This window comes from Streptococcus sp. M143 (assembly GCF_000162495.1).
GTDB classification, from domain to species: Bacteria; Bacillota; Bacilli; order Lactobacillales; family Streptococcaceae; genus Streptococcus; species Streptococcus dentisani.
In genome coordinates this window covers 458,100-483,528 of the sequence record NZ_GG730097.1, presented here as the reverse complement: position 1 = coordinate 483,528, position 25,429 = coordinate 458,100, and the positions used below count along the sequence as shown (strand labels likewise).

Here is a 25,429-nt window from a genome sequence, read left to right as displayed (position 1 = left end):
TGCCAACTGAATCCATCAGCACCAAATAAAATTAAAATAGAAATTAGAAATTAGGAAAAAACATGTACAATTATCCCGTTCTTCTCCATTTTCATAGAAAAAATGGAGATTATACAGCTTGCTCATTTAGCACAGACCGAGATGAAAACAAATGCTCTTTAACTTCAGAGACCACTTATTTTGGTCTTCAGTTTTCTTTTACCGTGACCAGTCAGGAGAAGGTAGATAGTTTCACCTTCAAAGCCGAGATAGATGGTGTATTAAAAGAATATCTTGTACGTTTTAACTACTATCCCTTGCTGACAGAAGCATGGATTTTAGAGGGAGATGAGACTGTGTATTATTCAGAAAATCCAGCTATTGCTAGTCCATATTATAAGGATCAGAATCCATTTGCCTTTGATAAAGCCATCCATAGCGCAAGCTTTGATCATCACTGGGGATACCAAGGAGAACTAGGTTACAGCCTTTCAGATTATCAGACAAGCTTTAAACTTTGGGCTCCAACAGCTACAGCTGTTCAGGTGGTTGTCTATGAAAACACTAGTAACGATGCACCGATTTGGAAAACATTTAATCTAGAGCGTGGGAATAGCTATTCATACAGTCATAAGTACAATACCATTGGTGTTTGGAGTGTAGACCTGGATGAAAATCTTGCAGGTAAAGCTTATCAGTATCAGATTGAATTTCCTCACCACCAGACTTTGACGAGAGATCCGTACACGATTGCCACAAGTCCTGACGGCAAACGTTCCGTAATTCTTTCTCATCAAGACAGACAAGTAGAAGGATTCGAAGTCAAACATGGTACGAAAGCTCCTTGGCGTTTGGAAAATCCATGTAAAGCAGTTATCTGTGAAATGCATATTCGTGATTTTACCAAATCGTCTACATCTGGTGTTCCTGAAGAACTCCGTGGAACCTTCTTGGGTGCTGCTCAGACTGGAACGGTTAACCAATACGGTCAAGCAACCGCCTTTGACTATATCAAAGAACTTGGTTGTAACTATGTTCAACTTCAACCTATCTTTGATCGCCATAAGGAATATGACGAGAACGGAAATGTAACCTATAACTGGGGCTATGACCCTCAAAACTACAATGCTCCAGAAACAAGTTTCTCTAGTAATCCAGATGATCCCGGACAAGTTATTCGAGACCTCAAGACCATGATTCAGGCTTATCATGATGCGGGAATCGGTGTCATTATGGATGTGGTTTATAACCATACCTTCTCAACAGTGGACGCTCCATTCCAGACAACTGTTCCCGATTATTTCTATCGTATGAATCGTGATGGAACTTTTCAAAACGGTACGGGGGTAGGAAATGAAACTGCAAGTGAACATGAGATGTTCCGCAAGTATATGATTGATTCCATTCTCTATTGGGTGAAAGAATACAATATTGACGGTTTCCGTTTCGACTTGATGGGCATTCATGATGTCAAAACTATGCAGGCAATTCGTTGGGCACTGGATGAGGTTGATCCGCGTATTCTCACTTATGGAGAAGGCTGGGATATGGGAACAGGTCTTGCTCCTTATGACAAGGCTAAGAAGGATAACGCCCACCAGATGCCAAATATAGGTTTCTTCAACGATAATCAGCGTGATGCGATCAAAGGAGGAGAAGTTTATGGAGCAATCAAATCAGGATTTGTGAGTGGTGCTGCTACAGAACCAATCGTCGCCAAGGCTATTCTTGGTAGCCGAGAGTTGGGATCTTATCTCAGTCCAAACCAGGTTCTCAACTATGTTGAAGCTCATGACAATTACAATCTTCATGACTTGCTAGCAACCCTTCATCCTGATAAGAGTTCCGACCAGATTATGCGCAAGGTTGAGACAGCGACAGCTATGAATCTTCTCATGCAAGGTATGTCCTTTATGGAACTTGGTCAAGAGTTTGGACGAACTAAGTTGATTCCAACTGGTGAACATGGAGAACTAACTCCTGCAGACCGAGAACGTGCTATGAATAGCTATAATGCTCCGGACAGTGTTAACCAAGTCAACTGGGATCTGATCAATGAACGCCAAGACAGTATCGAGTTTATTCGTCAGATTATCCGCCTAAAAACGCAAATCTGTGCCTTCTCTTATCCAACATATGAAGAAATTTACCGTCATGTCTTTGTCCACACGGCTGCTGAAAATAGTGGCTGGATTGTTTACGAGATTCACGGTGGATCAGAACATCTATTAGTGGTATTTAATGCTAAGGGAACCTCCTTCTACTTTGAAAATGCAGGTAAGCTTGAAATGTTCCTTACCAACAGTCGTTCAAAACAAGAAAATGTTATTGATGATATTAGTGTCGCAGTTTTAAAAGTGCTCTCATAAATTAATGTAGTAAAAAGGGTTAGATTATCTAATCCTTTTTGTCATTTATGAGGTTTTTAATGAAGAGTAGAATTAAGTTTCAAATAATTTGAAGGATCAAGATTGTGAAAATAATCTCAATTTTTTCACAAAAAGGGTTGTAATTTTCTGAAAATTTGATAAAATAAGTCTTAATCATTTTCAGGAGGAAGAGAATTTGACAAATTATCAGAATTTAGTAAATGGAAATTGGAAATCATCTGAAAAGGAAATTACAATCTATTCACCCATTAATCAGGAAAAGCTGGGAACAGTACCAGCTATGAGTCAAGCTGAAGTAGATGAGGCTATGAAAGCTGCGCGTGCAGCTCTCCCAGCATGGCGTGATTTAGCACCAGTTGAGCGTGCAGCCTATTTGCATAAGACAGCAGACATTTTGGAACGTGATAAAGAAAAAATTGGTACAATTCTTGCCAAAGAGGTTGCTAAAGGGATAAAAGCAGCCATTGGAGAAGTAGTACGTACAGCAGATTTGATTCGTTTTGCTGCAGAAGAAGGTCTCCGTATCACTGGACAAGCAATGGAAGGTGGCGGTTTTGAAGCTGCAAGTAAAAACAAACTAGCCGTTGTCCGTCGTGAGCCAGTTGGTGTCGTTTTAGCTATCGCGCCATTTAACTATCCAGTTAACCTTTCTGGATCTAAGATTGCTCCAGCTTTGATTGCAGGGAATGTCGTCATGTTTAAACCGCCAACACAAGGATCTATCTCAGGTCTGTTATTAGCCAAGGCTTTTGATGAGGCAGGTATCCCAGCAGGAGTATTTAATACGATAACTGGACGTGGTTCTGAAATCGGTGACTACATCATTGAACACAAGGAAGTGAACTTCATTAACTTTACAGGTTCAACACCGATCGGTGAGCGAATCGGTCGTTTAGCTGGAATGCGTCCTATCATGCTTGAACTTGGTGGGAAAGATGCAGCTATCGTTCTCGAAGATGCAGACTTGGAACACGCAGCTAAACAAATCGTCGGTGGAGCCTTTAGCTATTCAGGACAACGTTGTACTGCCATCAAGCGTGTCTTGGTTGTGGAAAGCGTAGCAGACAGATTGGCTGAATTGCTCCAAGCTGAAGTTGCTAAGCTAACAGTCGGTGACCCATTTGACAATGCAGATATCACACCTGTTGTTGACAATGCTTCAGCTGATTTCATCTGGGGATTGATTCAGGACGCTCAAGAAAAGGGTGCCAAAGCGCTCAGTCCAATCAAACGTGAGGGCAATCTCATTTGGCCAGGACTTTTTGATTATGTCACAAGAGATATGAAATTAGCATGGGAAGAACCGTTTGGACCTGTTCTCCCAATTATCCGTGTCGCTGATGCAAATGAAGCGGTAGCAATTGCCAACGAATCTGAGTTCGGTCTTCAATCCTCTGTCTTTACAAATGACTTTAAGAAGGCATTTGAAATCGCTGAAAAGCTTGAAGTCGGTACTGTTCATATTAATAACAAAACACAACGTGGACCAGATAATTTCCCATTCCTTGGTGTAAAGGGTTCTGGTGCAGGAGTGCAAGGGATTAAATACAGCATTGAAGCAATGACAAATGTCAAATCCATTGTTTTTGATGTGAAATAATTTCTAAAATCAGGAAATAACATTCCTGATTTTTATTTTTACTAAAAAATCCAGTTAAAAATTGAAAAATAACGAATGTTTTGATATTATACTAAGAAAATATATGCAAATCGTTTATTTTTTCAACAATTAAATGAAAAATTATATAATGTTAAGATATATTTTCTAAAATTTTCAAGATATTTTTTAAGAAATTCCGTAAACTGCTTGAAAGTTCTTTTAAAAGATAGTATAATAGAATTATAGAAAACGCTTACAAAAAGAAAGGGGATTGGATGAATAATCAAGAAGCATTGAGAACCTTCACTACTGGAGAAAATTTTCATCTCCAGCACTATCTAGGAGCACATAAAGAGGAAAAAGACGGAGAAATTGGTTTTACTTTCCGTGTTTGGGCACCTAACGCTCAGGCTGTGCACTTAGTTGGTGATTTTACAAACTGGACAGAGCACCAAATTCCTATGGTACGGAATGAATCGGGTGTTTGGGAAGTCTTCACAAGTCTGGCTCATGAAGGGCAGATTTATAAGTATCATATCACGCGTGCAAATGGGCACCAGATTATGAAAATTGATCCATTGGCGGTTCGTTTTGAAGCCCGCCCAGAGACTGGAGCCATCCTGACTGATATTCCAGAGAAAAAATGGAAAGATGGTCTTTGGCTAGCTAGGAGAAAACGCTGGGGCTTTTTTGAGAGACCAGTCAATATTTATGAAGCCCACGCTGGATCTTGGAAGAGAAATCCAGATGGTAGTCCATACAGCTTTGCACAACTCAAGGAAGAACTCATTCCATACCTTGTTGAGATGAATTACACTCACATCGAGTTTATGCCTTTAATGGCTCACCCGCTTGGATTGAGTTGGGGCTACCAGCTTATGGGTTACTTTGCTATGGAGCATTCTTACGGGCGACCAGAGGAATTCCAAGATTTTGTTGAGGAATGTCATTTAAACAATATCGGTGTAATTGTGGATTGGGTTCCAGGTCATTTTACCATCAATGATGACGCTCTTGCTTATTACGATGGAACACCAACTTTTGAATACCAAGACCACAACAAGGCCCATAACTACGGTTGGGGAGCTCTTAACTTTGACCTTGGGAAGAATGAAGTCCAGTCCTTCTTGATTTCTAGCATTAAATTCTGGATTGAATTTTATCATTTAGATGGTATTCGAGTGGATGCAGTCAGCAATATGCTCTACCTAGACTATGATAATGCTCCTTGGACTCCAAACAAAGACGGTGGCAATCTCAACTACGAAGGCTACTATTTCCTTCAACGTTTGAACACTGTTATCAAGTTAGCTCATCCAGATGTGATGATGATTGCAGAAGAAAGTTCATCAGCAACAAAGATTACTGGTATGAAAGAAATGGGCGGTCTAGGATTTGACTACAAGTGGAATATGGGGTGGATGAACGACATTCTCCGTTTCTACGAGGAAGACCCGATTTATCGTAAGTATGATTTTAATTTGGTAACCTTCAGCTTCATGTACGTTTTCAATGAAAACTACCTCTTACCTTTCTCACACGATGAAGTCGTGCATGGTAAGAAAAGCATGATGCACAAGATGTGGGGAGATCGATACAATCAATTTGCAGGTTTGCGAAATCTCTACACTTATCAAATTTGTCATCCAGGTAAGAAACTCTTGTTCATGGGAAGCGAATATGGTCAGTTCTTAGAGTGGAAGTCTGAGGAACAGTTAGAATGGTCTAACTTGGAAGATCCAATGAATGCTAAAATGAAATACTTCACTTCTCAACTCAATCAATTCTATAAAGAGCATCGTTGCCTTTGGGAAATTGACACCAGCTACGACGGCATCGAAATTATTGATGCGGATAATAGAGATCAGAGTGTCCTTTCCTTTATTCGTAAGAGTAAAAAGGGTGAAATGCTAGTCTGTGTCTTTAATATGGCGCCTGTTGAACGAAAAGACTTTACAATCGGACTTCCTGTCGCGGGAGTTTATGAAGAAGTTTGGAATACAGAATTGGAACAATGGGGTGGTGTCTGGAAAGAATACAACCAAACGGTTCAAACTCAAGAAGGATTATGGAAGGATTATGAGCAGACCTTGACCTTTACCTTGCCAGCTATGGGAGCAAGTATTTGGAAGATTAAACGTCGCTTGAAACCAACTAAAATTGTCACAAATAAAACCCAAAAAGGAGTAGAAAATGAAGAATGAAATGCTAGCTTTGATTCTTGCTGGTGGGCAAGGAACACGTCTCGGAAAACTCACTCAAAGCATTGCTAAACCAGCAGTGCAATTCGGTGGGCGCTACCGCATCATTGACTTTGCGCTTTCAAACTGTGCTAACTCTGGGATTCATAACGTTGGTGTTATTACGCAGTATCAACCTCTTGCCTTGAACAACCATATTGGAAATGGTTCGAGCTGGGGTCTGGATGGGATTAACACAGGTGTTTCTATCCTTCAACCCTACTCTGCAAGCGAGGGAAATCGTTGGTTTGAAGGAACTAGCCACGCTATCTACCAAAACATTGACTACATCGACAGTATTAACCCAGAATATGTTTTGATCCTTTCTGGTGACCATATTTACAAGATGGACTATGATGACATGCTCCAATCACATAAGGACAACAACGCCAGTTTGACAGTAGCTGTTCTAGATGTACCTCTCAAAGAAGCTAGTCGCTTTGGTATCATGAATACAGATGCCAACAATCGTATCGTTGAATTTGAAGAAAAACCTGCACAACCTAAGTCTACTAAGGCTTCTATGGGGATTTATATCTTTGACTGGAAACGTCTCCGTAATATGCTAGTTGCTGCTGAAAAGAACAAAGTAGATATGTCAGACTTTGGTAAAAACGTTATTCCAAATTACCTCGAGTCTGGAGAAAGCGTCTATGCTTATGAATTCAAAGGCTACTGGAAAGACGTTGGTACTATCGAGTCTCTATGGGAAGCAAATATGGAATACATTGATCCAAACAACGCTTTGGATAGTCGTGATCGTCATTGGAAAATCTACTCACGGAACTTGATTTCACCACCAAACTTTATTGGAAAACACGCTCATGTAGAAGATTCTTTAATTGTGGATGGCTGTCTCGTGGATGGAACTGTTAAGCATTCCATTCTCTCAACAGAAGCGCAAGTACGTGAGGGTGCTGAAGTAGTAGACTCTGTAATCATGAGTGGTGCCATTATCGGAAAAGGTGCAAAAATTAAACGTGCCATTATTGGTGAAGGTGCTGTTATTTCTGAAGGTGTCGAAATTGATGGAACAGACGAAGTACAAGTAGTAGGATATGATGAAGTAGTGGGGGTAGCAACAGATGAAGATTGATAAATATTCAGCCATTTTAGGGAACACCGTTGGTTTTCACGATATGTCAACTTTGACGGATCATCGTCCAGTAGCCAGTTTGCCATTTGGAGCAAAATATCGTTTGATCGACTTCCCTCTTTCTAGCCTTGCAAATGCTGGTGTCCGTAGTGTCTTTGGGATTTTCCAACAAGATAATATCAGTTCAGTCTTTGACCACATTCGTTCAGGACGTGAGTGGGGCTTATCTACCCTTCTCAGTCACTACTATCTAGGTATTTATAGTACGCGTGTTGAAAGTAGCACGGTTGGGAAAGAATATTACCAACAGCTTCTCACTTATTTGAAACGTTCAGGGTCAAATCAGACGGTTGCACTTAACTGCGATGTCGTGGTGAATATTGACCTCAATCAAGTATTCCATTTACATACTACTGCCGGTCGTCCGATTACAGTTGTTTATAAGAAATTACCTAAAAAGGATATTTCAGATGTTAATGCCATCTTGGAAGTCGATGAAACAGACCGTGTTCTTTCTCATAAACTTTTTGATGCCAAATCAACAGATGAACTTTTCAACATGTCTACAGATATATTCGTTGTTGATACTCCGTGGTTGATTAAGCGTTTGGAAGAAGAAGTTCAAAAAGAATACCCAGAAAAATTACGCTATGTTTTACGTGAGTTGGCAGCTAAAGAAGGTGCTTTTGCTTATGAATACACTGGCTACCTAGCCAATGTTCACTCTGTTCAATCCTATTATCAAGCCAATATTGATATGCTAGAGTCTCAAAAATTCTACTCTCTCTTCTCACCTAACCAAAAAATTTATACCAAGGTTAAGAATGAAGAACCAACTTACTACTCAAACACCTCTAAGGTAAGTACTTCGCAGTTCGCCTCTGGTAGTATCATAGAGGGTGAAGTAGTTCAGTCGGTCCTATCACGTAATATTCACGTTCATAAGGATAGTCTAGTTAAAGACAGTCTTCTCTTCCCACGTGTTGTGATTGGTCAAGGTGCCCAAGTTGAATATGCCATCTTGGACAAAGGGGTTGAAGTTGCTGACGGTGTCGTTATTCGCGGTACTGCAGAACACCCAGTTGTAGTCAAAAAAGGCGAAAAAGTTACAGAGGATATTCATTCATGAAAATTTTATTCGTAGCAGCAGAGGGTGCGCCCTTTTCAAAAACAGGTGGTTTGGGAGATGTCATTGGCGCTCTTCCAAAATCACTGGTAAAGGCAGGGCACGAAGTTGCGGTTGTCTTACCTTACTATGACATGGTAGAGGCTAAATTCGGCGACCAGATTGAGGATGTTCTTCACTTTGAAGTGAGTGTAGGATGGCGTAGACAGTACTGTGGTATTAAGAAGACCGTCTTGAATGGTGTTACCTTCTACTTCGTAGACAATCAAACGTATTTCTTCCGAGGTCATGTTTACGGAGATTTCGATGATGGTGAACGTTTTGCCTTCTTCCAACTGGCTGCTCTTGAAGCCATGGAGCGAATTGATTTCATTCCAGATATTCTCCATGCCCATGATTATCACACCGCTATGATTCCTTTTCTCTTGAAGGAAAAATACAGATGGATTCAGGCATATCAAGGAATCAGAACCGTTTTAACTATTCATAATTTGGAATTCCAAGGTCAGTTTTCTGAAGGAATGTTGTGGGATTTGTTCGGTGTAGGATTTGAACGCTATGCTGATGGCACCCTTCGTTGGAATGACTGTCTTAACTGGATGAAAGCAGGTATTCTCTACGCGGATCGTGTCTCAACCGTATCTCCTAGCTATGCACACGAGATTATGACTAGTCAGTTTGGTTGCGGTTTGGATCAGATTCTTCGTATGGAGTCAGGTAAGGTTTCGGGTATTGTTAATGGAATCGATACTGATCTCTATAATCCAGAGACAGATGCTCTTTTAGACTATCATTTTGATAAGGATGACTTGTCAGGAAAAGCACAAAACAAAGCAAAATTGCAAGAGAGAGTTGGTCTACCAGTACGAGCAGATGTTCCACTAGTTGGGGTTGTCTCTCGCTTGACACGCCAAAAAGGTTTTGATGTTGTTGTAGAAAGCTTGCATCGTTTCTTACAAGAGGACGTTCAAATAGTCCTTTTAGGGACAGGAGATCCTGCTTTTGAACATTCCTTCTCATGGTTTGCGCAAGTCTATCCTGACAAGCTATCAGCAAATATCACTTTCGACGTCAAACTTGCTCAAGAAATCTACGCAGCTTGTGATCTCTTCCTCATGCCAAGTCGTTTTGAACCATGTGGCTTATCTCAAATGATGGCAATGCGCTACGGAACTCTACCATTGGTTCATGAGGTTGGCGGACTAAGAGATACAGTTCAATCCTTCAATCCAATCGAAGGAACTGGTACTGGATTTAGCTTTGACAATTTAACACCATACTGGCTTAACTGGAGTTTCCAAACAGCCTTGGATGTTTATAAGAACCAGCCAGATGTTTGGAGAAATCTACAAAAGCAAGCTATGGAATGCGATTTCTCATGGGACACAGCTTGTAAGTCTTATCTTGACTTGTACCATAGTTTAGTCAACTAATAGATAAAATCGTATGATTCTTTCATACGATTTTTGGGCTGTTTAGAGAAAAGGAGAAGTGATGATCCAAGTAAAAGGCCTGTGTGTCATGGATGTTGATGGCACCCTGATAGCAGAAGAAGTGATTGATCTTTTAGGAAAAGAAGCAGGTTGCGAAGAAGAAGTATCGCAGATTACAAGACAGGCAATGCGAGGTGAACTGAACTTTGAAAGGAGTTTACGAGCGAGAGTGGCTTTGTTAAAAGGTCTTCCGATTTCGGTCTTTGATACTGTCTTCAAATCCATTCATCTGTCCAAAAATGCCCAAGAATTTATCTCCGTACTTCAAAAGAAGGGCATTCTAGTCGGTCTAGTGTCTGGTGGATTTACACCAATAGTTGAGAGATTAGCAGAATCCCTTGGCATCTCCTATTTCTCTGCCAACCAGTTGGAAGTCAAAGACAACTTTTTAACAGGTCGACTAGTTGGTGAAATTGTTACAGCCCAAGTAAAACAAGCTACTCTTGAGAATTGGAGAAAGGAATTAGAACTGCCCAAAGAAAGAACGATTGCCATCGGTGATGGTGCCAATGATCTCTTGATGTTAAAGTCAGCAGGCCACGGTATAGCCTTTTGTGCCAAAGAATTCGTAAAAGTTGAGATAGCTTGTCATGTAGATACAAGGGATCTTTTAGAAGTTTTGCCTTTGATTGATTTCTTAGAATGAGAGGGAACTATGAAGATTGTAATTGCACCTGATTCTTTTAAAGAAAGTTTGACGGCAGAAGAGGTCGCTCAAGCTATAAAAAGAGGATTCCAAAAATCGATAGCAGATGTAGAATGTCTGCTCTGTCCTGTTGGTGATGGTGGGGAAGGAACTGTAGACGCTATTCGCCATTCTCTTGAACTCGAAGAAAAATGGCAAGAGGTGACGGGACCTTTTGGTCTAAAAGAAGCAATGCGCTACTTTCAGAAAGATCAAAGGGCACTCTTTGAAGTTGCTGACTTGGTTGGTTTAGGGAAGATTCCGCAGGAGAAACGAAATCCCCTCCACATCCAAACACGTGGTATCGGAGAGTTGATTCGTCACCTCATAGAACTTGGAATGAAAGAAATCTATATCGGTGTTGGCGGTACCGCAAGCAATGATGGTGGAATTGGCATTGCTGCTGGTCTGGGTTATCGCTTTTATGATAAGAATGGAAAAGAATTGCCAGCTTGCGGTCAGACTTTGCTTGAGTTCGAGTCAATTTCAGACAGCGAGTTGTATAGGATTCCTGAAGATGTGAAGATTCGCATTTTAGCAGATGTCGTGAGTCCTCTATGTGGCCACCAAGGAGCGACCTATACATTTGGAAAACAAAAGGGCTTGGAACCTGCATTGTTTGAGACAGTAGATCTGGCTATACAGGGGTTCTATGAAAAATTCTCACCTTCAACCCTATCTCTGAAGGGAGCAGGAGCTGGTGGTGGGATTGCTGCTGGGCTATGTGCTTTTGCTGAGGCCTGTATCGTATCTGGGATTGATACTTGCTTGGATTTGATTGACTTTGATAAGAAAGTTGCAGGTGCTGACTTGGTTATTGTCGGAGAGGGCAGACTGGACTGTCAAAGCTTTGCTGGAAAAGCTCCTATCGGTGTAGCAAAAAGAACCCCTAACGGAGTTCCTATTATCGCTATTTGCGGTAGTCTTGCTGACGATTTGCCTCCCCTACCATTCGAAAATATACAGGCAGCCTTTTCTATTTTAGAGAAAAGTGAACCACTAGAAGATAGTCTGAAAAATGCAAGCCTCTATTTGGAGCACACAGCTGCTAATATTGGTCGTTTATTAAAGTTGAGGAAGGATTAACCCAACCATTTTTTCCAGATGGATTTTTTCGGAGTTTCTGTCTTTTTCTCCTCCCAGAGATTCGAGAATGCAAGTCTAAGGTCCTTTTCATCTACTTGAACAGGTTCATTCGTGTGAATAACTAGACCAAAAGGAGAGGTGATATGATCGTCTGAAACAATAGTCGCCTGGCAGTTGCTTTCCTTTGCTTGTTTTAAGTAAAAGACCTGTTTGTCAAACTCAATATTTGGTGAGATTTTCACAAAAAGTTCCTCTACCTTTTCTTGAAAGCCCTCTAAAATAGAGAAAAATCCATGTTCTAATTCAGGACTATTGGCAGTATTGATATCCGCGTAGCCAAGAACTCTTTCCTCGAAAGTACCGAGGTAGCGGCGTTGTTCATCTGGGTTTAATTTCGGCCCACCATGAGCTTTTTCTAGGATTTGTTTTGATACATCAGTCATAAAAATAGTATATCATAAAATAAAGGAGAAAACAGATGAAAGAAAGCGATTACTTTATAAACTTAAGGAAAATTTGCACAAAGATAACGTTTTTTCTTGAAAAACGCTTATTTTTAAGGTATCATAGAGGTGTAAAAAATTTAACTCAAAGGAGAGTAAAAAATGTCAATTATTACTGATGTTTACGCTCGCGAAGTCCTAGACTCACGCGGTAACCCAACACTTGAAGTAGAAGTTTATACTGAATCAGGTGCTTTCGGACGTGGTATGGTTCCATCAGGAGCTTCTACTGGTGAACACGAAGCAGTTGAACTTCGCGACGGTGACAAATCTCGTTACGGTGGTCTTGGTACACAAAAAGCTGTTGACAACGTAAACAACATCATCGCTGAAGCTATCATCGGCTACGATGTACGTGACCAACAAGCTATCGACCGTGCTATGATCGCACTTGACGGTACTCCTAACAAAGGTAAATTGGGTGCAAACGCAATTCTTGGTGTGTCTATCGCTGTAGCTCGTGCTGCTGCTGACTACCTTGAAATCCCACTTTACAGCTACCTTGGTGGATTCAACACTAAAGTTCTTCCAACTCCAATGATGAACATCATCAACGGTGGTTCTCACTCTGACGCTCCAATCGCTTTCCAAGAATTCATGATCGTACCTGCTGGTGCACCATCATTCAAAGAAGCTCTTCGTTGGGGTGCTGAAATCTTCCACGCTCTTAAGAAAATCCTTAAATCACGTGGTTTGGAAACAGCCGTAGGTGACGAAGGTGGATTCGCTCCTCGTTTCGAAGGAACTGAAGACGGTGTTGAAACTATCCTTGCTGCAATCGAAGCTGCTGGATATGTTCCTGGTAAAGACGTATTTATCGGATTTGACTGTGCTTCATCAGAATTCTACGATAAAGAACGTAAAGTTTACGACTACACTAAATTCGAAGGTGAAGGAGCTGCTGTACGTACTGCTGCAGAACAAATCGACTACCTTGAAGAATTGGTAAACAAATACCCAATCATCACTATCGAAGATGGTATGGACGAAAACGACTGGGACGGTTGGAAAGCTCTTACTGAACGTCTTGGTGGTAAAGTTCAATTGGTTGGTGACGACTTCTTCGTAACAAACACTTCTTACCTTGAAAAAGGTATTGCAGAAGGTGCTGCTAACTCAATCCTTATCAAAGTTAACCAAATCGGTACTCTTACTGAAACATTCGACGCTATCGAAATGGCGAAAGAAGCTGGTTACACTGCCGTTGTATCACACCGTTCAGGTGAAACTGAAGATTCAACAATCGCTGACATCGCAGTTGCAACTAACGCAGGACAAATCAAGACTGGTTCACTTTCACGTACAGACCGTATCGCTAAATACAACCAATTGCTTCGTATTGAAGACCAACTTGGTGAAGTAGCTGAATACCGTGGATTGAAATCATTCTACAACCTTAAAAAATAAAATAGTTCAGTGAACTATTTTATCCCGAACCTTGAAATTCAAAAGTTCGGCCGTTGATTTAACAACGTTATAAGCCCCTCGGATTTTATCCGAAGGGCTTTTTTTCTGTTCAGGGGGCAAAAAGGGGACAGTGTTTATGGTATAATAGACAAAAACACTTGTATTAGGAAGAAATTATGTCTAAAGAGATTGATATTGAGTATTACCACCAGCTAGCTTTGCAAAAGCAGAAGGAGCACCGCAAAGTGTTAGCTAATCTAAAGAAAAAACCTCCTAAAAACTTAGATAAGATTGCCCAGCAGATCCACCAAGAAGTCTTTGCTGAGATTGATTGCACCGCTTGTGCTAACTGCTGCAAGACTTTGGGGCCCGACTTCAAAGAAGCAGATATTACCCGTATTGCTAAGTACTTTAAAATGAAATTACCAGCTTTTGAAGCGGAATTTCTGCAGGTGGATGAAGATGGGGATAAGGTTTTCAAATCCATGCCTTGCCCCTTTCTAGGAGGAGACAATCTCTGCTCCATCTATGATGTTCGTCCCAAGGCCTGCCGAGAATTTCCTCATACAGATCGTAAGAAGATCCATCAAATCAACCATTTGACGATTAAGAATACCTTGACCTGCCCTGCAGCTTATCTCTTTGTTGAGAAATTAAAAGATAAGTTATAAGGATTTGAACCTTTAAATCTTGTACAAAGATTCTAGGGTGGAAGTATCTTGTATTTGTTAGACTATAGTTAGAATTGAACACGGCCTAAAAGCTGTGTGAAAAAGATGAAATTTTCTCGGAGCAGGAGCCCCTCCGTCAATTTTCCTATTTTCACTTTAGTTTTATCGCCCTTTGTATCTTGTGGAGGAGAGAAGAAAAGAATATGATGCATCAATTCAATCAAACCATGGATTATTTGGAGCAGCAACTTTCTGAAGAAGTGGATTTGCAGAAATTCCAGCAGCTATCAGGCTATTCTTATGCTCTCTTTAGCAGGCTCTTTTCCATCCTAGCAGATATGACTTTAGCAGAATACTTGTGCAATCGCAGGCTGTCAGAAGCTGTGACGGACTTGCGGGAAAGCTCTGAGAAAGTCATTGACATAGCACTGAAATATGACTACGACTCTGCGGATGCTTTTAGTGCGGCCTTTAAGAAATTCCATGGTGCAACTCCCTCAGAAGTTCGAAATGGAAAACCTTATCGGGTCTTTCCTAGACTTCAATTATCCTTAAAGATTACAGGAGGAAAGAACATGGATATCAAGATTCAAAAGAAGCCTGCATTTATCGTGGCAGGTGTCCTATTGGAAGCTATTGACAATAGCCAGTGCCCATCTGCTTGGGAGCAGCTCTATGCAAATCACAGCTTTGAAAGCCTAGAAAGTCTGGGCAGTGGCCAATCCTTTGGCCTCTGCTCTGATGTCAAAGAGGGTGAAATCATTAACTACATGGCGGCTTATGATGTGACGGATAAAGCGAAAGCAGAAGCCCTAGGCCTTTCTATCAAGGAAATCCCAGCAGCTGAATATGCCATCGTACCAGTCAAGGGGGCTATACCTGCCAGCATCCACCATGCTTGGAAATATGTTTTGGAAGTCTTCTTCCCAGAAACAGGTTATCGCCACTCAGGAGCACCAGACTTTGAAGTTTACACCGAGGGAGACATGTCCTCGCCAGACTATCAAATGGAACTCTGGATACCAGTGATCAAGGGCTAGATAATTTTCTGATTTTTTATAAAGATGCAAATCGAACTCTGTAGAAAGAATCTCTACAGAGTTTTTAATTGTTGACATTCATGTCCGTAAATCACAAATACCCATATTTTTTGTTTGGATTTTATGGGGCATGAGAATAGTTTTCTCGGTATAATAATCCCATAGAAGATAAGGAGGCATGAATATGCAGATGTATTTTGGAGATGTGTCACTTTGCTATAGTTATTCATTGGTAATGGCACTGGATGCCTATGGTTATGACTTTAAAGCAGAGTTTTTAGAGGCAATTATGGTGATGGGAAATAGCGCTAGTATCGTGAAGGAAGATGAGGATCACCCTTTAGTATTCTTTGATAATGGAATGCCAGACCTTTCCATCTCTCATTCCTTAAAAATACTTGGGTTTGACTATGAGGATTTCTATTTAAAAGATGGAGCGGAAGTAGATTTGGAAGAGGTTAAAGGAAAGTTGGAAACACTTCTGTCCAATGGACCTGTCGTACTGGGACCTCTTGATATGGGGCATCTGACCTACAATCCCAATCACACAATCCTTTATGGTGTGGATCACTTCGTAACCGTGTATGACATTGATGATCAGTACCTTCATTTGCACGATCCAGCTGGTTTTGCCTGTATGAAGGTTGCTTTTAAAGACATCTTAGAAGCCTGGAAGGCAGAGGCTATTGACTATAAGCGTGGAGCTTACTCCATGTGGGGAAATTTTAAGAAAGTCAAGAGTCCTAGTCAAACTGAAATCTATCAGGAAACAGCAAGGATTATGAAGAACCGATATCTGAATGGCCAAAACGGTGTTTTGGAATGTTATGCAAAAGCAGTTGCTGAAAACGGCTTAAATACGGAGCAAAAACAATTGCATCAGTATTTCAGCTTTAAACTTGCTGCTGTTCGAAATCTCTATCTCAGTAAATTCTTAAAAGACCATGATCCCGAAGGGGCAAGATTAAAAGAAGAATTAGCTTCTTTATTTGGTCAAGCCCACCTTTCGTGTTTAAAAGAAAATTATCAAGAACTATCCCACTTGCTCTATCAGATAGCAGAAGTGGATTGTCGCTTTAGAGATTTATATGTAAAGTAGTGACTATAAGCATAAAAAAATAGTTAGTAAAAGCAGTTTTTCGTAACATGAAGAACTGCTTTTTGATTATGGTTATGGTATAATGAAGTAAGAAAATAGCTTATTCTACTTAGAAATGAAGGGAGAACTCCTATGCCTAGACCAAGAACAAAAGAGGAGCTAGTGTTAGCCTCTAAGGAAAACTATGAAAAGCTCAATCACTTTATATCTAAATTAAGTGAAGAGGAACTACAGACTCCTTTTGATTTTTCAAAAGACCAAAAGAAAAAAGAAGCTCACTGGAAAAGAGATAAAAATCTACGGGATGTCCTGATCCATCTCTATGAATGGCATCAGTTACTTTTGACCTGGGTACATTCCAATCAAAAGGGTCATGAAAGACCTTTTCTCCCTGAACCTTATAATTGGAAAACTTATGGGGAAATGAATGTCGCTTTTTGGAAGAAGCACCAGAGTACGTCCTTAGAAGAAGCGACCAAACTCCTCAATCAATCGCATAAAGAGGTTTTAGAGTTGATGGAAGGCTTCAGCAATGACGAATTGTTCACAAAAGGTGTCTATAAGTGGACGGGAGGAACAAGTCTAGGTTCCTACTTTGTGAGTGCCACTTCCAGTCACTATGATTGGGCTATTAAAAAACTCAAAGCTCATCAGAAAAATTGTAAGTCCTAGTAGTTAAGGTCGTATGGAGTTTACAAAAGGTTCTTCTAAGCTTCGAATAGCTTGGTTCTTGTTATTTTAGAGCTATTCTAACTTTAGAATCCTTCAAAAATTAAAATTTAAGGTTATCATAGACTTAGAATAGACCTAAAACATTTATTTTAATGTAATTCTAAGTTTAGAATTACAATGATATTAAAGTAATAGAGCTGTTCGATGCTTAGAATGTCTTGATTCTGAGAAATCTTGACTAGAAAATGCCTCGAATGGCTTTTTTCTGATATAGGTTGATAGATAGATGGGTGAGATGATGCACATACAAAAAGAGAAAGTTAGAAAAGAGTTGGTGTCCCTCTGTTTGGGAGAGTTCACAGCCGTCCTATCCTTTTGGTTTTGTTTTTTCTTTTTGAAAAATCGGCTTGGTGATGAGAATAGTCTAGTAACCATTCTCTATCCTTTGTCTTTACTGACATTTATTTTGCTTCAAGGTTCAATCTATTGGGCAATTTTGATTAGAAGACTGTCGAATCCCCAGTTCGGAAGCAGTAGTGTCCACAAACTATATGGTGGTTTCAGAATACTAGATCTTATTTTACTTATTTCAGGCTTTCCTTTTATAGTCTGGAACACACAGAGTGTCCAAGTGGCTATCTTAGCCACACTGATACAGCTTTTTGCCCTTATCGAATGGGTAAATTATTTCCTCCTACGCCTATCTTATAGTTTGAACCCACTTGTTTTATGGAAACGAATTACTAAGGGAAAACTTGAAAAGAGCAGAATAGCCAAGGAATTGGGGTAGGGGAGAATAAAGAGGTTACCCATTCGTTTTGTAATATGCTATAATTAATCTATCAAATTTTTTGAATAACTACTTGAAGTGAGATAGATATGCAAATAAACTACAATAGAAAACAGAAATCAGATATTGTTATTTTAAAACCTTCAGCCATTGAAGTTGAAAAATACTTAAAATCGTGGAAAAATCTTAAAAATTATAAGTTGCAAGAAGATGCTTTAGATAAATTGTTTTTTGAGCTATTACCAAGTAACGAAGAAATTTCTGATATTTTATTAAAGGTTGCTACATTAAATGATTTTTATAGCACAAATATTTTTTCAGTTTATCCAGTTGCAGAGCATATTCTGAGTCTTAAAATTGACGAGAGGTTGAGACAAGGTGATGTAACTTTAGTCAATGAAATTCAGAATGTTACTATCAATGGAGTAACTAGAAAGTTCTATTCTTTTTCTACTAAATACTGTTCCCATCATAATCCTAAAGAATACCCTATTTATGATAGCTATGTAGAAAAAGTATTGAAATATTTTAGAAAAACAGATAAATTTTCCAACTTTAAGAATGCAGATCTAAAAGATTATCAAAAATTTAAAAATATAATTATTGTTTTTAGAGAATACTACGGATTAGAAGAATTTAATCTTAAAGAGATTGATCAGTATTTATGGCAGTTGGGAAAAGAATATTTCCCAAATAAATATTAGCGACTTTTTCTCACTCAGAAAGGAAATTTAATGTCCTACAAATTTTTACTCTTCGACCTCGACCACACCTTGCTTGATTTTGATGCTGCTGAGGATGTGGCTCTGACGCAACTTCTAAATGAAGAAGGGGTTGCGGATATCCAAGCCTACAAAGACTATTACGTTCCCATGAACAATGCTCTCTGGAGGGACTTGGAGCAAAAGAAAATCAGTAAACAAGAACTGGTTAACACGCGCTTTTCTCGTTTATTTGCTCATTTTGGGCTGGAGAAGGACGGTGTTTTACTTGCCCAGCGTTACCAGTTTTTTCTAGCCCAGCAGGGGCAAACTCTTTCGGGGGCTCATGAACTTTTGGACGGTCTCATTGAGCGTGATTATGAGCTGTACGCTGCGACAAATGGGATAACTGCTATTCAGACAGGGCGTTTGGCTCAATCAGGTCTGGCTCCCTATTTCAATCAAGTCTTTATCTCCGAGCAATTGCAAACGCAAAAGCCTGATGCACTATTCTATGAAAAAATTGGTCAGCAGATTGCTGGATTTGATAAAGAAAAGACCCTGATGATTGGAGATTCCCTAACAGCTGATATTCAAGGTGGCAATAATGCTGAGATTGATACTATCTGGTACAACCCTCATTATCTGGAAAACAAGACACAAGCCCAGCCGACCTATGAAGTCCATTCTTACCAAAACTTGCTGGATTGTTTAGATAAACTGTAAAAAGTGGTTTAGAAAGCCACTTTTTGCTATAATAGAGGCAGGAAAAACGAAGGAGTTGGCTATGCAACACTCATCTTGGCATGCTTTGATTAAGGAGCAATTACCTGAGGGTTATTTCAGGAAAATCAATCAATTTATAGAGCAGGCATATGCACAGGGAACTGTTTATCCACCCAAGGAAAAGGTTTTTCAGGCTCTCTTGACTACACCGCTTGAAGAGGTTAAGGTGGTGATTCTAGGGCAGGATCCCTATCATGGGCCAGGTCAGGCGCAGGGCTTGAGTTTTTCTGTACCGGATACCATTCCAGCTCCGCCATCCTTGCAAAATATTCTGAAAGAATTAGCAGATGATCTTGGCGTTAAGAAATCCCATGATTTGACGGCTTGGGCTGAGCAAGGAGTCTTACTTCTCAATGCTTGCTTGACGGTTCCTGCCGGCCAGGCCAATGGTCATGCTGGGCAGATATGGGAGCCTTTTACAGATGCTGTGATTCGGGTTGTCAATAATCTAGACAGACCTGTAGTCTTTGTACTCTGGGGCGCTTATGCACGCAAGAAGAAGGCCTTGGTTACCAATCCTCATCACTTGATTATCGAATCAGCCCATCCTAGTCCTTTATCGGTTTATAGAGGATTTTGGGGTTCCAAGCCTTTTTCCAAGGCCAATGCATTCTTAACAGAGACCGAACAAGAGCCAATCGATTGGCTTAGATAAGGAGAAAATATGCCTCAGTTAGCGACGATTTGCTACATTGATAACGGAAAAGAACTGCTTATGCTCCATCGCAATAAGAAACCCAATGATGTCCATGCTGGTAAATGGATTGGCGTGGGGGGGAAGCTAGAGCGAGGGGAGACTCCACAGGAATGTGCAGCGCGTGAAATGCTCGAAGAAACCGGGCTCAAAACCAAGCCAGTTCTAAAAGGTGTTATCACTTTTCCAGAGTTCACGCCAGATTTAGACTGGTACACCTATGTTTTTAAGGTAACGGAGTTTGAGGGGGACTTGATTGACTGCAACGAGGGAACATTAGAATGGGTTCCCTATGATGAGGTCTTGAGCAAGCCGACTTGGGAAGGTGACCACACCTTTGTTGAGTGGCTCTTAGAGGACAAACCCTTCTTCTCAGCCAAGTTTGTTTATGATGGGGATAAATTGTTGGATACCCAAGTTGATTTCTATGAATAAAGGAGAAAGCAGATGCTACTAATCAAAAATGGTCGTGTAATGGATCCTAAGTCTGGTTTGGATCAAGTGTGTGATGTTTTAGTCCAAGATGGGAAAATTGTCAAAATTGCTCCGGAAATCAAGAAAGAAGAAGCAGAACTGATTGATGCTACTGGTCTTGTAGTTGCACCTGGCTTGGTCGATATTCATGTCCATTTCCGTGAACCTGGTCAGACCCATAAGGAAGACATCCATACTGGTGCCCTAGCGGCTGCTGCAGGTGGTTTTACAACGGTTGTCATGATGGCTAATACTAGTCCAACCATTTCGGATGTGGAGACTTTGCAAGAAGTTCTCCAGTCTGCTACCAAGGAAAAGATTAACGTCAGAACGGTTGCAACTATTACCAAGAACTTTAATGGCCAAGACTTGACAGACTTTAAGGCGCTCTTAGAAGCTGGTGCGGTTGGTTTTTCTGATGACGGTATTCCACTTGAAAGTAGCAAGGTTCTCAAAGAAGCCTTGGAGACTGCTAAGAAACTTGGCACCTTTGTTTGTCTACACGAGGAAGATCCAGGCTTGAATGGGATTCTTGGCTTTAACGAAAACATCGCTAAAGACCACTTCAAGATCTGTGGTGCGACAGGGGTGGCAGAATACGCCATGATTGCGCGTGATGTCATGATTGCCTACGCAACTAAGGCACATGTTCACATCCAGCATTTATCTAAGGAGGAAAGTGTCAAGGTAGTGGAGTTTGCCCAAGGCTTAGGAGCTCATGTCACCGCAGAAGTAGCTCCACAGCATTTCTCTAAGACAGAGGCCCTCCTCTTGACGCAAGGTAGTAATGCCAAAATGAATCCTCCGCTTCGTTTGGAGTCAGATCGTCGTGCTGTGATTGAAGGTCTCAAGTCAGGCGTCATCACTGTGATTGCGACAGACCACGCACCTCACCATGCAGATGAGAAAAATGTAGAGGATATCACTAAAGCACCATCTGGTATGACTGGTTTAGAAACCTCTCTTTCTCTCGGCTTGACTTATTTGGTCCAAGCTGGTGAGCTAAGCTTAATGGAATTGCTAGAAAAAATGACCTATAACCCAGCCAAGCTTTATAACTTTGAAGCAGGCTACTTAGCTGAAAATAGTCCAGCGGATATCACCATCTTTGATGACAAGGCTGATCGTACTGTTGGTCCAGACTTTGCTTCAAAATCATCAAATTCACCATTTATCGGCGAAACCTTAAAAGGGCAGGTCAAATATACTATCTGTAAGGGACAAATCGTCTACCAAAACTAGATGGGACTCTGCTCTATAAACTATAAGAATAGAGAGCGTATATGTATCGAACCCATCAATTTAAAGATAAGTTTGTCTTATTTCTTAAGATATTTTTCCCCATCCTGATTTATCAGTTTGCCAATTATTCTGCCTCTTTTGTTGATACAACCATGACGGGGCAGTACAATACCATGGACTTGGCTGGTGTATCGACTGCAACGAGTCTATGGAATCCTTTTTTCACCTTTTTAACAGGGATTGTTTCAGCCATTGTGCCCATCATAGGCCATCATCTAGGACGAGGCAAAAAGGAAGAAGTAGCATCTGACTTTTACCAATTCATCTACCTAGCTTTCGGACTGTCTTTGGTCTTGCTTGGAATGGTAGTATTCTTAGCACCCCCAGTCTTAAACCATATCGGGCTAGAATCCCAAGTGGCGGCAGTTGCAGTTTCCTATCTTTGGTACTTGTCTATCGGAATTATTCCCTTGTTGCTTTTCAGTGTTATCCGATCGCTACTTGATTCACTCGGTCTGACCAAACTATCTATGTACCTCATGCTCTTATTACTACCTTTAAATTGTGGATTTAACTATTTATTGATCTACGGTGCCTTTGGGTTTCCAGAGTTAGGTGGAGCAGGTGCAGGCTTAGGTACTTCCCTAGCTTACTGGTGCCTCCTTGGAATCTCTGCCATCATCCTTTTAAAGCAAGACAAGTTAAAAGAGTTTCATTTGGAAAAACCGCTTCCGCTTGACCTAGTAAAGATCAAAGAAGGGATTCGCTTGGGTTTACCAATCGGTGGTACTGTTTTTGCTGAGGTCGTCATTTTTTCAGTCGTTGGTTTGATTATGGCTAAGTTTTCGTCTATGATTATTGCCAGCCACCAGTCAGCCATGAACTTCTCAACTCTCATGTATGCTTTTCCCATGAGTATTTCTTCTGCCATGGCCATCGTTGTTTCTTATGAGGTAGGGGCTAAGCGCTTTTATGATGCTAAGACCTATATCAAACTTGGACGTTGTATAGCACTGATATTTGCAGGCTTTACATTGAGCTTTCTCTATATTTTGAGAGATGTCGTAGCCAGTTTATATGGAAATAATCCTGACTTCATTGAACTAACATCTACCTTCCTAACTTATAGTCTATTTTTCCAGTTAGCTGACACCGTTGCAGCTCCTTTACAAGGAATACTGAGAGGCTATAAGGATACGGTTGTTCCCTTCTATCTAGGAGTAATTGCTTACTGGGCTGTTTCCATTCCATTAGGCTTATTCCTAGATCATGTGACAACTTTGGGAGCCTATTCTTACTGGATTGGTCTAATAGCGAGTTTGGTCGTTAGTGCTATCCTCTATCAATGGCGTTTGCAAAAAATTATGAAAAGATTTGAAGTTTCCAATGTCAAATGAACTTTGTGAAAAAATAATCTAACTAAAGAAAATCCCTGTTAAAACGGGGATTTATTTTTTTACCTTGTGAAATTTTATCGGTCATATACTTTGACAGTGTATACTAAAAAAGGTAAAATAGTAAGGTAAGTACAAAGTTAGAAAGGCAAGATTATGTCAACTTTAGATAAGAATCTTTTGCTAGAGATGTTCCGTAAGATGGAAGAAATCCGTCGCATGGACTTAAAAATTGCTCAGTTAGTGAAAAAGGGAAAAGTCCCTGGTATGACTCACTTTTCTGTTGGAGAGGAAGCTGCTAACGTCGGAGCTATGCTGGCCCTCAATCCAGATGATCTGATTACCTCCAACCACCGTGGTCATGGACAGGCTATTGCCAAAGGGATTGACCTCAACGGAATGATGGCTGAAATCCTTGGGAAATACACTGGAACCTGTAAAGGAAAAGGTGGTTCCATGCACATTGCTGACCTTGATGCTGGTAACCTTGGTGCCAATGGTATCGTAGGTGGTGGTATGGGAATCGCTGTTGGTGCAGCTCTCAGTCAGCAAATGCAACATACTGGTAAAATCGTTGTCTGCTTCTTTGGAGATGGCGCGACCAACGAAGGTGTCTTCCATGAAGCAGTTAACATGGCTTCTATTTGGAACCTGCCAGTCATTTTCTACTGTATTAATAACGGTTATGGTATCTCTGCGGATATCAAGAAAATGACCAATGTAGAACATATCCATCATCGTAGCGCAGCTTATGGTATTCCTGGAATGTTTATCGAAGATGGCAACAACGTCATCGACGTTTATGAAGGATTTAAGAAAGCAGTAGACCATGTTCGCGGAGGAAATGGACCAGTCTTGATCGAAAGTGTAACTTATCGCTGGCTTGGTCACTCATCATCTGACCCTGGTAAATATCGTACCCGTGAAGAAGTGGAATTGTGGAAACAAAAAGACCCAATTGAAAACCTCCGCAATTACCTCATTGAAAATACTATTGCAAGTGCCGAAGAATTGGAAGAAATTCAAGCACAAGTCAAGGAAGCAGTAGAAACTTCTGTTAAATTTGCAGAAGAAAGCCCATTCCCACCGCTTGAATCTGCATTTGAAGATATTTACGCAGACTAAGGAGAAAGAGATAAAAATGGAAACAAAAACAATGTCCTTCCGTGACACCATTATCCTTGCTATGTCTGAGGAAATGCGTCGCGATGAAAATGTATTCTTGATGGGAGAAGACGTCGGTGTCTTCGGAGGAGACTTCGGAACTTCTGTTGGAATGCTCGAAGAATTTGGTCCAGAACGTGTCCGTGACTGTCCGATTTCTGAAGCTGCTATCTCAGGTGCAGCAGCAGGAGCAGCTATGACGGGACTTCGCCCAATAGTTGATATGACCTTCATGGACTTCTCGGTTATCGCCATGGACAATATCGTCAACCAAGCTGCTAAAACACGTTATATGTTTGGTGGTAAAGGTCAGGTTCCAATGACTGTCCGTTGTGCTGCTGGTAATGGAGTTGGTTCTGCCGCCCAGCACTCGCAATCTCTAGAGTCTTGGTTTACTCACATTCCTGGTCTTAAGGTTGTAGCTCCGGGTACACCTGCGGATATGAAAGGACTGCTCAAGTCTTCTATCCGTGATAATAACCCTGTTATCATTCTTGAGTACAAGTCAGAATTTAACCAAAAAGGGGAAGTGCCAGTTGATCCAGACTACACAATCCCACTTGGAGTTGGGGAAATCAAACGTGAAGGTACAGATGTAACAGTTGTTACTTACGGTAAAATGCTTCGCCGTGTGGTTCAAGCAGCTGAAGAATTGGCAGAAGAAGGAATTTCGGTTGAAATTGTGGACCCACGTACCCTTGTACCGCTTGATAAGGATATCATCATTAACTCAGTTAAGAAGACTGGAAAGGTCGTTCTGGTCAACGATGCCCACAAAACAAGTGGCTATATCGGCGAGATTTCAGCAATTATTTCAGAATCAGAAGCATTTGACTATCTAGATGCACCAATCCGCCGCTGCGCTGGTGAAGATGTGCCAATGCCATATGCACAGAACTTGGAAAATGCAATGATTCCAACCGTTGAAAGCATCAAAGATGCCATCCGTAAGACATATAACAAAGAATAATACATAATATAAATTATGTAAACAAAATAAAAAAGACGAGAAACTTTGTATCTTTTAGGTGCAGAACTCTTTTCGTTCTTAATATCTTAGATTAGAGCACGGGCTAAAAGCTCGGAAAAAAGATAAA

At 40.7% G+C, this 25,429-nt stretch carries 23 protein-coding genes; 22 read left to right on the top strand and 1 reads right to left on the bottom strand.

Annotated elements, in window-relative coordinates:
- Positions 1–62 precede the first annotated feature (62 nt).
- The 8 genes from pulA to HMPREF0850_RS08935 all read left to right on the top strand — a co-directional run bounded on the left by pulA (position 63) and on the right by HMPREF0850_RS08935 (position 11,695).
- A complete protein-coding gene (pulA, locus tag HMPREF0850_RS08970) occupies positions 63–2,348 on the top strand; it encodes a type I pullulanase (RefSeq protein ID WP_000283095.1) in 2,286 nt (761 codons plus the stop codon).
- A gap of 196 nt (positions 2,349–2,544) precedes the next feature.
- Positions 2,545–3,969 carry an NADP-dependent glyceraldehyde-3-phosphate dehydrogenase gene (locus HMPREF0850_RS08965; RefSeq protein ID WP_000186350.1) on the top strand — a complete coding sequence of 475 codons (1,425 nt, stop codon included), beginning with the start codon at positions 2,545–2,547 and terminating at the stop codon, positions 3,967–3,969.
- A 275-nt stretch (positions 3,970–4,244) separates the two neighbouring features.
- Positions 4,245–6,173: a 1,4-alpha-glucan branching protein GlgB gene (glgB, locus tag HMPREF0850_RS08960; RefSeq protein ID WP_001064525.1), complete on the top strand. Its 1,929-nt coding sequence runs from the start codon at positions 4,245–4,247 to the stop codon at positions 6,171–6,173.
- Complete coding sequence (locus HMPREF0850_RS08955) at positions 6,163–7,305, top strand: glucose-1-phosphate adenylyltransferase (RefSeq protein ID WP_000787256.1); 1,143 nt, start codon at positions 6,163–6,165, stop codon at positions 7,303–7,305. The genes glgB and HMPREF0850_RS08955 overlap by 11 nt, the downstream gene beginning before the upstream one ends.
- Positions 7,295–8,434 carry a glucose-1-phosphate adenylyltransferase subunit GlgD gene (gene glgD / locus HMPREF0850_RS08950; protein WP_000687024.1) on the top strand — a complete coding sequence of 380 codons (1,140 nt, stop codon included), beginning with the start codon at positions 7,295–7,297 and terminating at the stop codon, positions 8,432–8,434. Before HMPREF0850_RS08955 ends, glgD begins: the two co-directional genes overlap by 11 nt.
- Positions 8,431–9,864, top strand: a complete 1,434-nt coding sequence (gene glgA / locus HMPREF0850_RS08945; protein WP_000697318.1) for a glycogen synthase GlgA — start codon at positions 8,431–8,433, stop codon at positions 9,862–9,864. The genes glgD and glgA overlap by 4 nt, the downstream gene beginning before the upstream one ends.
- 61 nt (positions 9,865–9,925) lie before the next feature.
- Complete coding sequence (gene serB, locus HMPREF0850_RS08940) at positions 9,926–10,570, top strand: phosphoserine phosphatase SerB (protein WP_000616891.1); 645 nt, start codon at positions 9,926–9,928, stop codon at positions 10,568–10,570.
- Positions 10,571–10,579: 9 nt separating this feature from the next.
- On the top strand, positions 10,580–11,695 hold the full coding sequence (locus tag HMPREF0850_RS08935) for a glycerate kinase (RefSeq protein ID WP_000706403.1): 1,116 nt from the start codon (positions 10,580–10,582) through the stop codon (positions 11,693–11,695).
- Here the strand turns inward: HMPREF0850_RS08935 and HMPREF0850_RS08930 are convergent.
- A complete protein-coding gene (locus HMPREF0850_RS08930) occupies positions 11,692–12,138 on the bottom strand; it encodes a DUF1694 domain-containing protein (protein ID WP_000133026.1) in 447 nt (148 codons plus the stop codon). The two genes, HMPREF0850_RS08935 and HMPREF0850_RS08930, sit on opposite strands and share 4 nt — an antisense overlap.
- Positions 12,139–12,300: 162 nt before the next feature.
- Here HMPREF0850_RS08930 and eno point away from each other — a divergent pair, with 162 nt between their 5' ends.
- The 14 genes from eno (at position 12,301) to HMPREF0850_RS08860 (ending at position 25,302) form a co-directional block, all read left to right on the top strand.
- Entirely contained in the window at positions 12,301–13,605 is a 1,305-nt protein-coding gene (gene eno, locus HMPREF0850_RS08925) for a surface-displayed alpha-enolase (RefSeq protein WP_000022821.1), read from the top strand.
- A 176-nt stretch (positions 13,606–13,781) separates the two neighbouring features.
- The gene (locus HMPREF0850_RS08920) at positions 13,782–14,276 is read left to right on the top strand and encodes a YkgJ family cysteine cluster protein (RefSeq protein ID WP_000031476.1); all 495 of its coding nucleotides are present in this window, start codon (positions 13,782–13,784) and stop codon (positions 14,274–14,276) included.
- A gap of 203 nt (positions 14,277–14,479) precedes the next feature.
- Positions 14,480–15,316, top strand: a complete 837-nt coding sequence (locus HMPREF0850_RS08915) for an AraC family transcriptional regulator (RefSeq protein WP_000972216.1) — start codon at positions 14,480–14,482, stop codon at positions 15,314–15,316.
- 184 nt (positions 15,317–15,500) lie between these two features.
- Positions 15,501–16,415, top strand: coding sequence for a hypothetical protein (locus tag HMPREF0850_RS08910; protein ID WP_001178532.1), 915 nt, complete (start codon positions 15,501–15,503; stop codon positions 16,413–16,415).
- A gap of 132 nt (positions 16,416–16,547) precedes the next feature.
- Complete coding sequence (locus tag HMPREF0850_RS08905) at positions 16,548–17,087, top strand: ClbS/DfsB family four-helix bundle protein (RefSeq protein ID WP_001137923.1); 540 nt, start codon at positions 16,548–16,550, stop codon at positions 17,085–17,087.
- Between the two features lie 286 nt (positions 17,088–17,373).
- Positions 17,374–17,877 (top strand): hypothetical protein, encoded by a 504-nt coding sequence (locus tag HMPREF0850_RS13150; protein ID WP_025168391.1) that lies wholly within the window; start codon positions 17,374–17,376, stop codon positions 17,875–17,877.
- Positions 17,878–17,966: 89 nt separating this feature from the next.
- Positions 17,967–18,581 (top strand): hypothetical protein, encoded by a 615-nt coding sequence (locus HMPREF0850_RS08895; RefSeq protein WP_001166737.1) that lies wholly within the window; start codon positions 17,967–17,969, stop codon positions 18,579–18,581.
- Positions 18,582–18,611: 30 nt separating this feature from the next.
- Positions 18,612–19,304, top strand: a complete 693-nt coding sequence (locus HMPREF0850_RS08890) for a YjjG family noncanonical pyrimidine nucleotidase (protein WP_000120623.1) — start codon at positions 18,612–18,614, stop codon at positions 19,302–19,304.
- A 61-nt stretch (positions 19,305–19,365) separates the two neighbouring features.
- On the top strand, positions 19,366–20,019 hold the full coding sequence (locus tag HMPREF0850_RS08885) for a uracil-DNA glycosylase (protein WP_001164857.1): 654 nt from the start codon (positions 19,366–19,368) through the stop codon (positions 20,017–20,019).
- 9 nt (positions 20,020–20,028) lie between these two features.
- Complete coding sequence (locus HMPREF0850_RS08880; RefSeq protein ID WP_001135758.1) at positions 20,029–20,493, top strand: NUDIX hydrolase; 465 nt, start codon at positions 20,029–20,031, stop codon at positions 20,491–20,493.
- A 12-nt stretch (positions 20,494–20,505) separates the two neighbouring features.
- Positions 20,506–21,774: a dihydroorotase gene (locus HMPREF0850_RS08875; protein ID WP_000924520.1), complete on the top strand. Its 1,269-nt coding sequence runs from the start codon at positions 20,506–20,508 to the stop codon at positions 21,772–21,774.
- A gap of 41 nt (positions 21,775–21,815) precedes the next feature.
- A complete protein-coding gene (locus tag HMPREF0850_RS08870; RefSeq protein WP_000286291.1) occupies positions 21,816–23,171 on the top strand; it encodes an MATE family efflux transporter in 1,356 nt (451 codons plus the stop codon).
- 153 nt (positions 23,172–23,324) lie between these two features.
- Positions 23,325–24,293, top strand: coding sequence for a thiamine pyrophosphate-dependent dehydrogenase E1 component subunit alpha (locus HMPREF0850_RS08865; protein ID WP_000105353.1), 969 nt, complete (start codon positions 23,325–23,327; stop codon positions 24,291–24,293).
- 16 nt (positions 24,294–24,309) lie between these two features.
- Positions 24,310–25,302: an alpha-ketoacid dehydrogenase subunit beta gene (locus tag HMPREF0850_RS08860; RefSeq protein WP_000448714.1), complete on the top strand. Its 993-nt coding sequence runs from the start codon at positions 24,310–24,312 to the stop codon at positions 25,300–25,302.
- Positions 25,303–25,429: the final 127 nt, after the last annotated feature.

Excerpts from the sequence above, each read along its gene's own strand:
- HMPREF0850_RS08885 (WP_001164857.1), top strand. The coding sequence starts at position 19,366 with ATGCAACACTCATCTTGGCATGCTTTGATTAAGGAGCAATTACCTGAG.
- glgD (WP_000687024.1), top strand. The coding sequence starts at position 7,295 with ATGAAGATTGATAAATATTCAGCCATTTTAGGGAACACCGTTGGTTTT.
- HMPREF0850_RS08890 (WP_000120623.1), top strand. The coding sequence starts at position 18,612 with ATGTCCTACAAATTTTTACTCTTCGACCTCGACCACACCTTGCTTGAT.
- HMPREF0850_RS08920 (WP_000031476.1), top strand. The coding sequence starts at position 13,782 with ATGTCTAAAGAGATTGATATTGAGTATTACCACCAGCTAGCTTTGCAA.
- eno (WP_000022821.1), top strand. The coding sequence starts at position 12,301 with ATGTCAATTATTACTGATGTTTACGCTCGCGAAGTCCTAGACTCACGC.
- HMPREF0850_RS08915 (WP_000972216.1), top strand. The coding sequence starts at position 14,480 with ATGATGCATCAATTCAATCAAACCATGGATTATTTGGAGCAGCAACTT.
- HMPREF0850_RS08870 (WP_000286291.1), top strand. The coding sequence starts at position 21,816 with ATGTATCGAACCCATCAATTTAAAGATAAGTTTGTCTTATTTCTTAAG.
- HMPREF0850_RS08865 (WP_000105353.1), top strand. The coding sequence starts at position 23,325 with ATGTCAACTTTAGATAAGAATCTTTTGCTAGAGATGTTCCGTAAGATG.
- pulA (WP_000283095.1), top strand. The coding sequence starts at position 63 with ATGTACAATTATCCCGTTCTTCTCCATTTTCATAGAAAAAATGGAGAT.
- HMPREF0850_RS08955 (WP_000787256.1), top strand. The coding sequence starts at position 6,163 with ATGAAGAATGAAATGCTAGCTTTGATTCTTGCTGGTGGGCAAGGAACA.
- HMPREF0850_RS08875 (WP_000924520.1), top strand. The coding sequence starts at position 20,506 with ATGCTACTAATCAAAAATGGTCGTGTAATGGATCCTAAGTCTGGTTTG.
- glgA (WP_000697318.1), top strand. The coding sequence starts at position 8,431 with ATGAAAATTTTATTCGTAGCAGCAGAGGGTGCGCCCTTTTCAAAAACA.
- HMPREF0850_RS08895 (WP_001166737.1), top strand. The coding sequence starts at position 17,967 with ATGCAAATAAACTACAATAGAAAACAGAAATCAGATATTGTTATTTTA.
- HMPREF0850_RS13150 (WP_025168391.1), top strand. The coding sequence starts at position 17,374 with ATGGGTGAGATGATGCACATACAAAAAGAGAAAGTTAGAAAAGAGTTG.
- HMPREF0850_RS08935 (WP_000706403.1), top strand. The coding sequence starts at position 10,580 with ATGAAGATTGTAATTGCACCTGATTCTTTTAAAGAAAGTTTGACGGCA.
- HMPREF0850_RS08905 (WP_001137923.1), top strand. The coding sequence starts at position 16,548 with ATGCCTAGACCAAGAACAAAAGAGGAGCTAGTGTTAGCCTCTAAGGAA.
- HMPREF0850_RS08930 (WP_000133026.1), bottom strand. The coding sequence starts at position 12,138 with ATGACTGATGTATCAAAACAAATCCTAGAAAAAGCTCATGGTGGGCCG.
- HMPREF0850_RS08880 (WP_001135758.1), top strand. The coding sequence starts at position 20,029 with ATGCCTCAGTTAGCGACGATTTGCTACATTGATAACGGAAAAGAACTG.
- HMPREF0850_RS08910 (WP_001178532.1), top strand. The coding sequence starts at position 15,501 with ATGCAGATGTATTTTGGAGATGTGTCACTTTGCTATAGTTATTCATTG.
- glgB (WP_001064525.1), top strand. The coding sequence starts at position 4,245 with ATGAATAATCAAGAAGCATTGAGAACCTTCACTACTGGAGAAAATTTT.
- HMPREF0850_RS08860 (WP_000448714.1), top strand. The coding sequence starts at position 24,310 with ATGGAAACAAAAACAATGTCCTTCCGTGACACCATTATCCTTGCTATG.
- serB (WP_000616891.1), top strand. The coding sequence starts at position 9,926 with ATGATCCAAGTAAAAGGCCTGTGTGTCATGGATGTTGATGGCACCCTG.